This window comes from Brachybacterium sp. NPDC056505, from assembly GCF_042794925.1.
In the GTDB taxonomy this organism is placed as follows: domain Bacteria; phylum Actinomycetota; class Actinomycetes; order Actinomycetales; family Dermabacteraceae; genus Brachybacterium; species Brachybacterium kimchii.
The window spans coordinates 1-13,864 of sequence record NZ_JBHTSV010000017.1 but is presented as its reverse complement, the minus strand read 5'-3'; the positions used below and the strand labels follow the sequence as shown (position 1 = coordinate 13,864).

At 72.6% G+C, this 13,864-nt stretch carries 10 protein-coding genes and 1 tRNA gene; 1 reads left to right on the top strand and 10 read right to left on the bottom strand.

Features of this window, described 5'->3' with window-relative positions:
- Positions 1 to 15: 15 nt before the first annotated feature.
- The 3 genes from selB to ACFQ53_RS10320 all read right to left on the bottom strand — a co-directional run bounded on the left by selB (position 16) and on the right by ACFQ53_RS10320 (position 3,394).
- Positions 16 to 1,884 carry a selenocysteine-specific translation elongation factor gene (gene selB, locus ACFQ53_RS10330; RefSeq protein WP_377859095.1) on the bottom strand — a complete coding sequence of 623 codons (1,869 nt, stop codon included), beginning with the start codon at positions 1,882 to 1,884 and terminating at the stop codon, positions 16 to 18.
- Complete coding sequence (gene selA, locus ACFQ53_RS10325; RefSeq protein WP_377859092.1) at positions 1,881 to 3,212, bottom strand: L-seryl-tRNA(Sec) selenium transferase; 1,332 nt, start codon at positions 3,210 to 3,212, stop codon at positions 1,881 to 1,883. Before selA ends, selB begins: the two co-directional genes overlap by 4 nt.
- 87 nt (positions 3,213 to 3,299) lie before the next feature.
- A tRNA-Sec gene (locus ACFQ53_RS10320) sits at positions 3,300 to 3,394 on the bottom strand.
- Positions 3,395 to 3,478: 84 nt separating this feature from the next.
- Between ACFQ53_RS10320 and selD the strand changes: the two genes are divergently transcribed.
- Positions 3,479 to 4,534 (top strand): selenide, water dikinase SelD, encoded by a 1,056-nt coding sequence (gene selD, locus ACFQ53_RS10315; RefSeq protein ID WP_377859089.1) that lies wholly within the window; start codon positions 3,479 to 3,481, stop codon positions 4,532 to 4,534.
- A gap of 33 nt (positions 4,535 to 4,567) precedes the next feature.
- Here the strand turns inward: selD and nrfD are convergent, their stop codons facing one another.
- The 7 genes from nrfD to ACFQ53_RS10280 all read right to left on the bottom strand — a co-directional run bounded on the left by nrfD (position 4,568) and on the right by ACFQ53_RS10280 (position 13,647).
- On the bottom strand, positions 4,568 to 5,689 hold the full coding sequence (gene nrfD / locus ACFQ53_RS10310; RefSeq protein WP_377859086.1) for an NrfD/PsrC family molybdoenzyme membrane anchor subunit: 1,122 nt from the start codon (positions 5,687 to 5,689) through the stop codon (positions 4,568 to 4,570).
- Positions 5,686 to 6,702, bottom strand: coding sequence for a 4Fe-4S dicluster domain-containing protein (locus ACFQ53_RS10305; protein ID WP_377859083.1), 1,017 nt, complete (start codon positions 6,700 to 6,702; stop codon positions 5,686 to 5,688). The genes nrfD and ACFQ53_RS10305 overlap by 4 nt, the downstream gene beginning before the upstream one ends.
- The gene (fdh, locus tag ACFQ53_RS10300) at positions 6,702 to 10,121 is read right to left on the bottom strand and encodes a formate dehydrogenase (protein WP_377859080.1); all 3,420 of its coding nucleotides are present in this window, start codon (positions 10,119 to 10,121) and stop codon (positions 6,702 to 6,704) included. The genes ACFQ53_RS10305 and fdh overlap by 1 nt, the downstream gene beginning before the upstream one ends.
- 125 nt (positions 10,122 to 10,246) lie before the next feature.
- A complete protein-coding gene (locus ACFQ53_RS10295; protein ID WP_283257978.1) occupies positions 10,247 to 10,612 on the bottom strand; it encodes a chorismate mutase in 366 nt (121 codons plus the stop codon).
- A gap of 72 nt (positions 10,613 to 10,684) precedes the next feature.
- On the bottom strand, positions 10,685 to 12,082 hold the full coding sequence (gene clpX, locus ACFQ53_RS10290; protein WP_377859077.1) for an ATP-dependent Clp protease ATP-binding subunit ClpX: 1,398 nt from the start codon (positions 12,080 to 12,082) through the stop codon (positions 10,685 to 10,687).
- Between the two features lie 193 nt (positions 12,083 to 12,275).
- Positions 12,276 to 12,926 carry an ATP-dependent Clp protease proteolytic subunit gene (locus tag ACFQ53_RS10285; protein ID WP_152352586.1) on the bottom strand — a complete coding sequence of 217 codons (651 nt, stop codon included), beginning with the start codon at positions 12,924 to 12,926 and terminating at the stop codon, positions 12,276 to 12,278.
- A gap of 106 nt (positions 12,927 to 13,032) precedes the next feature.
- A complete protein-coding gene (locus ACFQ53_RS10280) occupies positions 13,033 to 13,647 on the bottom strand; it encodes an ATP-dependent Clp protease proteolytic subunit (RefSeq protein WP_249480798.1) in 615 nt (204 codons plus the stop codon).
- Positions 13,648 to 13,864 lie beyond the last annotated feature (217 nt).

Below are 13,864 nucleotides of genomic sequence, written 5' to 3'. Positions count from 1 at the left end.
GGAGCGCTCCCGCGCTCAGCGCACCACCTCACGGCTGGATCCGTCGACACGGCGGGTCCAGCCGCGCGCGTCCAGGTGCTCGAGCAGCGGGATCGCGACGCGGCGCGTGGTGCCCAGCGCCCGACGGGCCGCGCTCGCGGTGAAGGGCTGCTCGAGCCGGGCGAGCTCGCGCATCGCCAGGGCCGGGGCCGACGGCAGGAGCACCACACCGTCAGGCAGGCGCAGCAGGCGCCCCTGCTTCTCGGCGGCGGCGAGCTCGCGGGCGCCCAGGCGCAGGGCGGCGAGGTCGTCGGCCTCCGGAGCCCGGAACGGATGCGCGCGCAGTCGCTCCTCGAGCGCGGCGACCTGCGTCTCCGCCGCGCCGAGGCCCGCAGCGCGCTCGGGGTCGACGATGCGGCCGTCCTCCGCGGCGAGACCGGCGGCGGGCAGCACCAGGGAGAGCAGCGAGGCGTCGGGCATCGGCAGGGTCGACGCCGGTGCGGACGCCTGAGCCGACGTCGGGGCCGCGCCGCCCTGTGCCAGCAGGTCGAGCGCCGCGCCGCGCGTGATCCCGGCCGAGAGCGCATCCCTCGCGTGCTCGGCGCGGACGGCCTCGCGCAGCGTGCCGGCCCAGGCGGTGATCGCCTGCTCGGCCACGAGCCACTCCCCTGCGCGGAGGATCCCTCGCGGCAGCGGATCGGGCACCGCGATCCCCCTTCGCACGAGGAGGTCCGCACGGATCGCGGCGCGGCGCACGGTCTCGTGGGCGGCGTCCCCGTGCGGGTCCATGGATCCGAGCTCAGCGGTGCGGCGCTTCCCGGCGCCGCGCCGCGTGAGCACGGGCGGGTCGACGTCGAGGATCTGCACGCCGCCGAGCACGGCGTGCTCGCCGCTGCCGCGCAGCAGCATCCGGTCGCCCACGCGCAGCGGCAGCGGCCGCTCGAGGGCGAGGCGGGCGTGCTGCGCGCCGAGGTCGCGCACGCGCGCGGGGACGGCGGCGGTGCCGGCGTGGACCATGACCTCGCGGGGCACCTCGTCGAGCGCCTCGCCCGTCGTGCGGCGCACGTCCACGTGGTCCACGGCCTCGAAGGCGCCGGGGGTGACGAGGGCGTCTCCGCGGCCGATCTCCTCGAGGTCGGTGCCGCGCAGGTTCACGGCGGCCCGGCAGACGGGGCCGAGCTCGCGCGCCGATTCCTCACGGCTCTGCAGGCCGCGGACGGTGACGCGGGTGCCGCGCTCGCCCGCGGCCTCACCGTGGGCGCCGAGCAGGGTGAGCTGATCGCCCGAGTGCAGCGTCCCCGTCGCAAGGGTCCCGGTGACTACGGTCCCGGCCCCGGAGATGCTGAAGGCTCGGTCGATCCACAGCCGCACGGGAGCGGCCGCGCTCGATGCGGGGGCGTGCTCGAGGACGTCGTCGAGCACGCTCCGCAGCTCGTCGATGCCCTGGCCGGTGCGCGCGGAGACGGTGACCGCGGGGGCGCCGGCGAGGCCGGTGCCGGCGAGCTCCGTGCGGGCCCGGGCGAGGGCGGCACGGCCGCCGTCCTCGGCGAGGTCTGCGCGGGTGATGACGAGGACGCCGGTCTCGATGCCGAGGGCGGCGAGCGCGTCGCGGTGGTCGTCGGACTGCGCCTGCCAGCCCTCGTCGGCCGCGACGACGAAGCAGACGACGGGGGCGGGGCCGAGCCCGGCGAGCATGTTGCCCAGGAACCGCTCGTGGCCGGGAACGTCGACGAAGGAGACCTCGCGGCCGCTGGGCAGGCGGGTCCAGGCGAAGCCGAGGTCGATGGTCAGGCCGCGGCGCCTCTCCTCCTCCCAGCGGTCGGTCTCGATGCCGGTCAGCGCCCGCACCAGGGTGGACTTGCCGTGGTCGACGTGCCCGGCGGTGGCGACGACGCGCTCGATCATGGGCGCTCCGAGGCGGCGCTCGCGGCCCGGGCGGCCTGCGCGGCCTGCACCGCGCGGGTCAGGTCCTCGTCGCGGTCCGTCGGGACGCAGCGCAAGTCCAGAAGACACGCGCCGTCGCGCACGGTGGCGACGACGGCCGGGTCGCCGCGGCGCAGGGGCTCGGCGAGGTCCTCGGGGAGGGCGATCGCGACGCCGGGCAGCGGCACCTCGGCGCCGCCCCCGCCGCCCACGCGGCCGTCGTGGTCGACGACCCGGCCACCCACCTGCGCGGACAGGGCCTCGGTGCGTGCGCGCAGCTGCGCGGGATCGATGTGGAGGGCCGACGGGACGGGCGGTTCGGGGCCTCGCAGGGTGGCCTCCAGCGCGGCGAGGGCGAGCTTGTCGGCGCGCATCGCGCGGGCCATGGGGTGGCGGGCGAGGCGGGCGATGACGTCGGCCCGTCCCAGCAGGATCCCGGCCTGGGGCCCGCCGAGCAGCTTGTCGCCCGAGGCGATGACGACGTCGGCCCCGTCGCGCAGCGCCGTGGAGAGTGCGGGCTCCTCGGGCAGGGCGGGGTCCGGGTCGACGAGGCCGCTGCCGAGGTCGACGACGAGCGGCAGGCGGGCGTCATGGCAGAGCCCGGCGAGCTCGGCGACGGGGACGGCGGAGGTGAAGCCGCTGATGCGGTAGTTGCTCGCGTGGATGCGCAGCACGCAGCCGGTCGCGGGGCCGAGCGCGGCCGCGTAGTCCTCGGCGTGGGTGCGGTTGGTGGTGCCCACCTCGCGGATCCGGGTGCCGGTCGAGGCGATGAGCTCGGGCAGGCGGAAGCCGGCGCCGATCTCGATCATCTCCCCGCGCGAGAGGACGATCTCGCCTCTCCCCGCGAGCGCCGTGGTCGCGAGCAGCAGCGCGGCGGCGCCGTTGTTGACGACCAGCGCGCCCTCGGCCACGGGGCACGCGGCGAGGAGGGCGGCCCGAGCGCCGGCCCCGCGGCGGGAGCGCCGGCCGGACGCGAGGTCGAACTCGACGTCCGTGTACCCGGCGGCGTCCTGCAGGGCGGCCCGCGCGGCATCGGAGAGCGGCGCGCGGCCGAGGTTCGTGTGGACGATGACGCCGGTCGCGTTGAGCACGGGGCGCAGGGAGTGGGCGCCGGCGGTGCCGAGCCCGGAGAGCAGCTCGGCCTCGACCTGCTCGGGGGCGATCCGGCCGCTGCGGGCGCGGTCCTGGACCGCGCGGATCAGCTCGCGCACCACGCGCTCACCCATCTGCGCGCTCGCCCGCTCGACCTCCGGCAGGGCCAGCAGGCGGTCGGTGCGCGGGATGCGGCGGCGGGGATCGGACTCTGCCACGGTCTCGGCTCCTCCTCGGCGCGGTGCCCCCGGTGCGTGCCCGGCGCGTCAAGCACGCGGCCGCGTCGCCGGGGCGGATGGGCGGTTTGGCGGAGGCGGACGGGAATCGAACCCGCCAGACCGAGATGCTCGGTCTCACCAGTTTTGAAGACTGGGGCGCCCACCAGGACACGTACGCCTCCGTCGTCGATCCTATCGCCCACCTGGGTCTCCTCGGTCCCGGTCGCGCTGCCCCGCACGCGAGCGCACTGCCTAGACTCGCCCCCATGAGCCTCGACGACGCCCAGGCCCCCACCGGACCGATCCCCTCCGCGCTGCCCTCCGTCTCGGTGCGGCTGACGACCATGGCGCACGGCGGAGGCTGCGCGAGCAAGATCCCGCCGGGCGAACTCGAGGAGGCGGTCTCGGCGCTGGCCGGCCAGAGCGCGGGCGACGTGATCGTGGGGCTCGACGACGGCGACGACGCCGCGGCCGTGCGCGTGCGCGAGGACCTCGCGGTGCTCTCGACCGCGGACTTCTTCACCCCGGTGGTCGACGACGCCTTCGACTGGGGCCGCATCGCCGCCGCGAACGCGCTCTCGGACATCTACGCGATGGGCGGCGACCCCGTGGTCGCGATCAACCTCGTGGGCTGGCCGCGCGAGACGCTGCCCTACGACCTGCTGCGCGAGGTGCTGCGGGGCGGCCTCGAGATCGCGGCGGCGGCCGGCGTCCCGGTGATCGGCGGGCACAGCGTGGACGATCCGGAGCCCAAGTACGGGATGGCCGTCACCGGCACGGCCCATCCGGAGCGCCTGCTGCGCAATGACGCGGCCCGGGCCGGTCTTCCGCTCACCCTCACCAAGCCGCTCGGCGTGGGTCTGCTGAACAATCGCCACAAGGCGACGGCCGAGGTGTTCCCCGCGGCGATCGAGACGATGACGACGCTCAACCGCGATGCCTCGCAGGCTGCACTCGCGGCGGGGGCGCGCGCGGCGACCGACGTCACCGGGTTCGGCCTGCTCGGTCACCTGTTCAAGATGATGCGCGCCTCGGGTGTGGCCGCGGAGATCGACCGCGGCGCCGTGCCACTCGTCGACGGCGCGGCCGAGGCGCTGCGCGACGGCTTCGTCTCCGGCGGCACCCGCAGGAACCTGGATTGGGTGCGCGAGCACGTGCAGGCCGGCCCCGACATCACCGAGGACGATCTGCTGCTGCTCGCCGACGCGCAGACCTCCGGCGGTCTGCTCGTGGTCGGCGAGGTGCCCGGGTATCCGATCATCGGCCGGACGCTGCCCTCCTCGGCCGAGGCTCCGGCGGGGACGCTCAGCATCCGCTCCTGACCTGCGGGCCGACGGCCGATGCCGGGCGCCGGCTCACCACCCGGTGGTGATCGAGTCGTCCGTGATGCCGGCGGCGCGGCGCTTCTCGAGGCGGTCCTTCTGCGGGATCATCACGCGCCGCGGGTCCTTCACCGACTCGTGGCCCGCGTGCAGGACGCCGAAGCGGGTGAGGGCGGAGGCCCCCGCGAGGGCCAGGCCGCTCGCGACGGCCACCGTCCGGCTCCGGCGCGCCAGCAGCGTCCCGATGCCGCCCGCGACCGCGAGGCGCTCGGCCCATCTGAGCAGGGTGCCGGGCCTGCCCTCCTCGAGCGGCTCGGACTCCAGCGGGTGCATCGTCGACTTCGTGAAGTGCATGCCGACGAGGTCGCCGACGACGCCTGCCGCGGCGAGCAGCCGCGCCGGGCCCGCGTTCTTCCGCGAGGTCAGCGCCATCGCCATGCCGCCCGCGGCGAGGCTCGCCGAGGAGACGAACACGAAGGGCAGGCCGTGGCGGGCCGCGTTCCAGGTCGGCACGGCGGTGTCGCCCAGGAGCACGGCGGTGTACGCGGCGAGCGGCGCGCCCATGACGCCCTGGAGGGCGGCCGACGGCCCTTCGGCCAGGCGCAGCAGCGGGCGCAGCGGCCCGAAGGGCAGACGCTCGCCCGTCATCCGGTCCACCTCGTTGGCCGCGGTCATCGCGGCACCGCTCGCGTACGAGCTGAGGATCCAGGTGCCCAGGCTCATCGGGGAGCTGACCTTGAACACGCGCATCATGTGCAGGAAGCGCTCGGGCCGGCCCAGGTCGATGACGAGCGCGGGCGTGCCGACGCCCACGGCGGCGATCGCGACCAGGCGGGCGCTGCGGCGCAGCTCGGCGTTCCCCGTGAGCGCGGCCCCGGCCTGGAGCAGCCCGGAGGCGCCCGCGAGACCGCCCACGAACAGGTAGATCCCGATGGGGGTCTCCCACGGCGGAGCCTTCACGACGGGACGGCCGTAGTAGGACTCGAACTCGACGTCCTCGACCATCGCCATCTCGCGCGATCCGTCGCCGCCCCCGCTCTCGGTCAGGTCGCGACGGCGCTTGCCCCTGCCGCCGGGGCCCGCGCCCCGGCCGCCGCGCCGACGCCGGCGCGGGGGCTCGGGCGGGCGGTACTCGTCGTACTCGGAATGGGTCACCGACGTCCTCCCAGGAACGCGAGAGCGGTCGCGACCAGCATGCCGCCCATGGCGACGGCCGCGGTGCGGTACATGTGCGGCAGGTCGGCCGTGGGCACCTGCGGGTCCGGCGGCAGTCCGTAGACCTCGGGCTCGTCCAGCAGCAGGAACACCGAACCGGTGCCGCCCACGCCGTCCTCCGGGTTCGCGCCGTACAGGCGCGCCTCGGTCATGCCCTGCGCGTGCAGCTGGGCGACGCGCTCATGCGCCTGCTCGACCATGTCGGAGCGGTCCCCGAACTTGATGGACGTGGTGGGGCAGGTCTTCGCGCACGCGGGCTCCTCGCCCTCGACCAGCCGGTCGTAGCACAGGGTGCACTTGTTCGCGGTGCCCTTGTTCGGCACCTCCTGCTGCACGCGGCCTCGGCCCTCCTTCGGGGAGACCGTGCCGTCGTCGCGCCGCTCGATGACGCCGAAGGGGCAGCCGCCGACGCAGGTGCCGCAGCCGTTGCAGATGTCGGACTGCACCACCACGGTGCCGAACTCGGTGCGGAACAGGGCCCCGGTGGGGCACACGTCCAGGCAACCGGCGTGCGTGCAGTGCTTGCACACGTCCGAGGACATCAGCCACCGGAACTCCGGCGTGTCCGGGGGCGTGGTGTCCACCCCTGTGAGGTCCTCCCCCGCGCGCCCGCCGGGCGCGGCGGCACCGCTGCGGGGCCCGATCGTGGGCATGCCCAGGGAGACGAGCTTGCGCCCCGACTCGCGCGCCTCCTCGATGCGGTCCTTCTTCTGCTCGACGAAGGCCACGTGGCGCCAGGTGTTCGCGCCCAGCGAGCCGGTGTTGTCGTAGGAGGAGCCCAGGATCTTCAGGTCGCCGTCCTGCGGATTGCGGTTCCACTCCTTGCACGCGACCTCGCAGGCCTTGCAGCCGATGCAGATCGAGGTGTCGGTGAAGAATCCCTTGCGCGCGTGGTCGTGGCCCCACCCGGAGTCGGCGGCGGGGTCCTCCTCGGGTCCGGACAGCAGTCCCATCAGTCCTCCTCCGTTCCGGCGGTGCGGTGGTCCTCGTCGGCGCGCTCGTGGGGCGGCAGGTCGAAGGTCTCCTCGATCGACTCCCCGCTCTGCAGGTCGATGTCCTGCCTCTCGGTGCCCTCGGGGAAGTCGGGCGCCGTGAGCAGCTGGTCGCCGGTGTCGAGCTGGAGCCCGGCGCGGCGCTGGAGCTCCTCGACGAGCTCCTGGCGCGCCGTCCCTCGGGGCCGACGGCCGGGCCGGATCGCGCAGGCCGTGACCTTCGAGTTCTGGATCTGCGTGTTCGCGTCCAGGTTCATCGCGATGAGGTCGTTGACGCTGTCGCCCTCGACGACCGCGTGCGTCCCCTGCGCCCAGTGGTAGGGCAGGCCGATCTGGTGCACCGTGCGTCCGGAGATCGTCAGCGGCGTCATCCTCTCGGTGACCAGGGCGATCGCCTCGATCGCGGCGCGCGGCGAGATGATCGTCGCCCATCCGTACGGCTCGATGCCGACCTCCGCGGCGAGCTCCGGGGAGATCTCGCAGAACAGCTGCGGCTGGAGCTCGGCGAGATAGGGCAGCCAGCGGCTCATGCCGCCCGCCGTGTGGTGCTCGGTGACGCGGTACGTCGAGAAGTAGTACGGGTACACGTCCTCGCGGGCGTCCCCCGTCATCCCCGGGGCGTTGAGGTTGTCCCGGTCCTGGATGAACTCGCGCGTCGGGTTCGCCTGCTGCGGATACAGCGGGTTCGGGATCGAGGAGTCCACGGGCTCGTAGTGGGTCGGGAGCGGACCGTCGACCAGTCCCGTCGGCGCGAACAGCCAGCCGCGCCCGTCGGACTGCATGACGAACGCGTCGTTCCCGGCCAGGCCCTTCGCCCCGCCCGCCTCGACGTCACCCGGATCGTGCGGGGCCTTGTCCGAGGGGAAGTCCGGGACGTCGGAGCCGGCCCACTTCTCCGCCTTCTCGTCCCACCACAGCAGCTTCTTGCGCTCGCTCCAGGGCTTGCCGTCGGGGTCGGCCGAGGCGCGGTTGTAGAGGATGCGCCGGTTCATCGGCCAGGCCCATCCCCACTCGTGGGCGAACTCGTCCTGCTCGTACCCGGGCTTCTTGCGGGCGGCCTGGTTGATGCCGTCGGCGTAGACGCCGGTGTAGATCCAGCAGCCGCCGGAGGTCGAGCCGTCGTCGGCCATCTCCGTGTAGCCGCTCAGCGGCTGCCCGGCCTTCGGGCCGGTCTCGTAGCGGCCGTTGATCTCGGCGATCACGGCCTCCGGGTCGACCTCGCCCTCCTCGTCCACGGGGTAGCCCCAGGTGAGGTCGAGCAGCGGCCGGTCCCGGGGATCGGTCGAGCCCCGGAGCTTCTCGCGGATGCGATGGCCCAGCTCATAGAGGAACTCGAGCTCGCTCTGCGCGTCGCCCGGCGGATCCACGGCCTTCTCGCGCCACTGCACGAGGCGCTGGGTCTGGGTGAAGGAGCCGGCCTTCTCGGTGTGGTTCGCCGCCGGCAGGAAGAACATCTCGGTGCCGATGTCCTCCGTGCGCAGCTCGCCCGAGTCGATCTCCGGACCCTCCTTCCACCAGGTCGCGGACTCGATCATGTAGAAGTCCCGCACGACCATCCACTTCAGGTGGGACATGCCCATGCGCTGCATGCGGCCGTTCGCCGATCCCACCGCCGGGTTCTGCCCCAGCAGGAAGTACCCGTCCACGCCGTCGTCGAGCATCCGCATCAGCGTCTGGTAGGTGCCGGCCGGTCCGTCGAGCCGCGGCAGGTAGTCGAAGGCGAAGTCGTTCTCCGCGGTGGCGTGCTCGCCCCACCACGCCTTGAGCAGGTTCACGGCGTACGTGCGCGACTCGGCCCAGAAGCCCTTCTGCTCCTTGCGGCCGATGGAGTCCGCGTAGGTCTGGAAATCGTCGTGCGACCCCGCCTTGGGCATGGGCAGGTATCCCGGCAGCAGGTTGAACAGCGTCGGGATGTCCGTCGACCCCTGGATGGTGGCGTGGCCGCGCAGCGCCATGATCCCGCTGCCCGGACGGCCCACGTTCCCCATCAGCAGCTGCAGCATCGCCGCGGTGCGGATGAACTGGGCGCCGCCCACGTGCTGGGTCCAGCCCACCGCGTAGGCGAAGCACGTGGTGCGCTCGCGGCCGGAGTTCTCCACGAGGGTGCGGGCGAGGTAGTCGAAGTCCGCGCGGGAGATGCCGCACGCCTCGGTGACCATCTCCGGGGTGTACCGGGAGTAGTGGCGCTTGAGGATCTGGAGGACCGTGTGCGGGTCCTGCAGGGTCTCGTCGCGTGCGGGGACCCCGTGCTCGAGCGGCGGGCCGCCCGATCCGAACGCCTCGCCGGCGCCGGCGCGGCCGGCGGTCCAGTGGGAGCCCTCCCGGCCCTCGAAGGCGCTCGCGTCGGAGACCTTCCCGTCCTCACCCGGGGCGGAGTACGCCCAGGACGCGGGATCGTAGGTCCCGGTCTCCGGGTCGTAGCCGGAGAACAGCCCCTCGAGGTCCTCGGTGTCCAGGTACTCCTCGGAGATGATCGTGGAGGCGTTCGTGTACGCCAGCACGTAGTCCTTGAAGTACAGGTCGTTGCTCAGCACATGGTTGATGAGCGCGCCCAGCAGCACGACGTCACTTCCGGCGCGCGTGGGGATGTGCTTGTGCGCGTTGGCCGAGGTGCGCGTGAAGCGCGGGTCCACGTGGATGATCGTGGCTCCGCGGGACTTCGCCTCCATCACCCACTGGAAGCCCACGGGATGGGCCTCGGCCATGTTCGAGCCCTGGATGATGATGCAATCCGCGTTGGCCATGTCCTGGAGGGACTGGGTGGCGCCTCCGCGTCCGAACGAGGCTCCCAGACTGGGAACCGTGGCGGAGTGTCATATGCGCGCCTGGTTCTCCATCTGGATCGCGCCCGCCGCGGTGAACAGCTTCTTGGCGAGGTAGTTCTCCTCGTTGTCGATGGTCGCGCCGCCGAGGCTCGCGATGCCCATCGTGCGGCGCAGGGCGTGGCCCTTGTCGTCGACGTCCTCCCAGTGGTTGCGGCGCGCCTCGAGGAAGCGGTCGGCGATCATGTCGATCGCGGTGTCGCGGTCGAGGTCCTCCCACTCGGTCCCGTAGGGGCGGCGGTAGCGCACCTTCGTGATGCGGCGCGGGGAGTTCACGAGCTGCTCGCTCGCCGAGCCCTTCGGGCACAGGCGGCCGCGCGAGATCGGCGAGGCGGGGTCGCCCTCGATCTGCGTGACCTTCCCGTCCTTCGAGTAGACGAGCTGACCGCAGCCGACCGCGCAGTACGGGCACACGCTGTGCGCGACGTGGTCGGCCTCGGCCGTGCGGGGCGTGATGCTGCGGGTGCGCTGCGAGGTCACGGAGGTTCCGCGGCCGAGCACATCGCCGTCGCGCAGCTGGCGCACCACCGGCCACTCGAGGAAGCTGAAGCGGGGCATGCCCCGATGCTACTCCGGCGAAACCCCTCTTCGCGGCCGCATCGGCCGAGATTCTGACGTCGTGTCAGGCCGGATGGCAGGGGCCTTCGGCCGACGGCGGGGTCACGGGCCGATCAGCCACCGGATCAGGGTGCGTCCTCGCCCCGGATCTGCTCGTGGTGGCGGATGACCTCGGTGACGATGAACTTCAGGAAGGACTCGGCGAACACAGGGTCCAGCCCGGATTCCTGGGCGAGCGCGCGCAGGCGGGCGACCTGCTGCTCCTCACGACGGGGGTCGGCGGGCGGCAGGCCGTGCTCGGCCTTCAGCCGGCCCACGCGCTGGGTGTGGCGGAAGCGCTCGGCGAGCAGGTTCACGAGAGCCGCATCGATGTTGTCGATGCTGGAGCGCTCCTCGGCGAGCAGGGCCCGGGCGCGCTCGACGGCCTCGGGCGAGCCCGCCGCGCGGGCGGCGCCCTCCGCGTCTGCGTCCCCGGTGCCGTCGGCCCGGATCTCGCTCGCACGCACGTCGGGCGGGGTGGTGTCCTCGTGGCGCGTCATGGTCGCGTCTCCCTCGTGCGCCGCTCAGGCGCTCTGCTCGTGGCGGTCCTCGGACTCGCGCTCGACCTCGGCAGTGGTGACCATGAGCGGGGCGCGGCCGTCCGTCACCACGCCCTCGGTGATGACCACGCGGGCGATGTCGCGCCGCGAGGGCACCTCGAACATGACCGCCTGCAGGGTCTCCTCGAGGATCGCGCGCAGGCCGCGCGCGCCGGTGCCCCGGTCGATCGCGCGCTCGGCGATGGCCTCGAGGGCGCTGCGCTCGAAGTCGAGCTCGACGCCGTCGAGCTCGAACATCTTCTGGTACTGCTTGACCAGGGCGTTCTTGGGCTCCGTGAGGATCTGGATGAGAGCCTCGCGATCCAGGTTCGCCACGCTCGTGAGCACGGGCAGACGGCCGATGAACTCGGGGATCAGCCCGAACTTCAGCAGGTCCTCGGGCAGCAGCTTGGAGTAGATCTCCGTCTGCTCCATGGGCGCATGCAGCTCCGCGCCGAAGCCGATGCCTCGCTTGCCGATGCGCGAGCCGATGATGTCCTCCATGCCGGCGAAGGCGCCCGCCACGATGAACAGGACGTTCGTCGTGTCGATCTGGATGAACTCCTGGTGGGGGTGCTTGCGGCCGCCCTGCGGCGGCACCGCGGCGACCGTCCCCTCGAGGATCTTCAGCAGCGCCTGCTGCACACCCTCGCCGGAGACGTCCCGCGTGATCGACGGGTTCTCGGCCTTACGGCCGATCTTGTCGACCTCGTCGATGTAGATGATGCCCCGCTCGGCCTTGGCGACGTCGTAGTCGGCGGCCTGGAGCAGCTTGAGCAGGATGTTCTCGACGTCCTCGCCCACATAGCCGGCCTCGGTGAGCGCCGTGGCGTCGGCCATCGCGAAGGGAACGTCGAGCAGGCGCGCGAGGGTCTGGGCGAGGTAGGTCTTGCCGCATCCGGTGGGGCCGACGATCAGCACGTTGGACTTGGCGACCTCGACCTCCTCCTCGGCGCTCTCCTCGGCGTCGTCGGCACCCGGGGCGCCTGCACGGGCGGGCCCCTTCGTCCCCTTGGCGGGTGCCGCGTCCTTCGCCTTGCCGGCGACGGCCGGGCCCTGGTTCGCCTCGGCGGCGGCCTCCTGGGCGCGCACGCGCTTGTAATGGTTGTAGACGGCGACCGAGAGGGCCTTCTTGGCGGGGTCCTGGCCGACGACGTACTGCTGCAGGAAGTCGAAGATCTCCCGCGGGCTGGGCAGGGGTGCGGGCTCCTCGGCGGCGGGCTTGGAGGCCTGGACCTCCTCGGCGATGATCTCGTTGCACAGCTCGATGCACTCCTCGCAGATGTACACCTGCGGGCCCGAGATCAGGCGCTCCACCTGCTTCTGCGACTTGCCGCAGAAGGAGCACTTGAACACGTCGGCTCCGTCGCTCATGCGCGCCATGTCCGTCCTCTTCCCTTTCCGGTCGGGCCGTGTGCGGCTCGTGCCGCTGCGGCCGCTGCCGCCCGCGGACGGCGTCCGCGTGCATCAACGGTAGCCCAGCGCGCTCCCGCGTCGTGGGAGACGCGCGGCCCCGGGGTCAGGAACTCCGGGGCCGCGCGCCATGCCCTGTGGGGTGCTGCAGGGCGCTGCCGGCTCAGCGCGAGAGCTGGCCGGGGGCGTCCTTCCGCGAGGCGAGGACCTGGTCGACCAGGCCGTACTCGAGGGCGCCCTGCGCGGTGAGGATCTTGTCGCGCTCGATGTCGCGGTTCACGTCCTCGGGCGCGCGGCCCGTGTGGTGGGCGAGCGTCGTCTCGAGCCACTCGCGCATGCGCAGGATCTCGTTGGCCTGGATCTCGATGTCCGAGGCCTGGCCGCCGCCCTGTCCGCCCATCGCGGGCTGGTGGATGAGGATGCGGGCGTTGGGCAGCGCGAGGCGCTTGCCGGGAGCGCCCGCCGCCAGCAGCACCGCCGCCGCGGAGGCCGCCTGCCCGAGGCACACCGTGGTGATGTCGGGCTTGATGTACTGCATGGTGTCGTAGATCGCGGTGAGCGCGGTGAACGAGCCGCCGGGGCTGTTGATGTACAGCGTGATGTCGCGGTCCGGGTCCTGCGACTCGAGCACGAGCAGCTGGGCCATGACGTCGTCGGCCGAGGCATCGTCGACCTGGACGCCCAGGAAGATGATGCGGTCCTCGAACAGCTTGGTGTAGGGGTCCTGGCGCTTGAAGCCGTACGCCGTGCGCTCCTCGTACTGCGGCAGGACATAGCGGGAGGACGGCATCGGCCCGGCCTGCGCGATGGGCATGCCGGCGCCTGCCTGAGGGGCGAAGCGGGGATCGAAGGTCACGTGGTGCTCCTTGGGTGGTTCGTGAAGACGGTTCGGGTTCGACGCGTGCGGGCCGACGGGCGGCTCAGTCGTCGGTCCCGCCCCCGCCGCTGACATCGTCCGCACGGGTGACGATCCCGTCGATGAACCCGTACTCGAGCGCCTCGGGAGCGGTGAACCAGTGGTCGCGGTCGCCGTCGGCGATGATCTGCTCGACGCTCTTGCCTGTCTGCTCGGCCGTCAGCTCCGCCATCTGCTTCTTCATGGACAGGATCAGGTCCGCCTGGATCTTGATCTCGCTCGCGGTGCCGCCGAGGCCGCCGAGCGGCTGGTGCATGAGCACGCGGGTGTTCGGGGTCGCGTAGCGCTTGCCGGCCGTGCCCGAGGACAGCAGGAACTGGCCCATCGACGCCGCCATGCCCATGGCGATGGTGACGACGTCGGGCTGGATGTACTGCATGGTGTCGTAGATGGCCATGCCGGCGGTGATGGAGCCGCCAGGGCTGTTGATGTAGAGGTAGATGTCCTTCTCGGGATCCTCCGCCGCGAGCAGCAGGAGCTTGGCGCAGATGGCGTTGGAATTGTCGTCGCGCACGTCCTCCCCGAGCCAGACGATGCGCTCGCGCAGCAGGCGCTGATAGACGTTGTCGTCCAGTCCCATGGGGGTGTCGCCCGAGGCGTTGCGGGGCTGCGAGGTCATGGATAACTCCTTAGAGGGGCCGACTTCTCGATGGGGTCGACTCTATGTCGAGCGTCCGCTCCCCCGGCATGCTGTTCGCCGCAGGCGCACACCCGGGCCCCGGCTCGAGGGGCCCGTCGGCGGACCGCGCGGGCGTGTCAGATGGTCTGTGTAAGTCCTGACTGAAGGGACCGAGACAATCATGACCATGACCGATGAGAACGAGCGGGAGACGCGC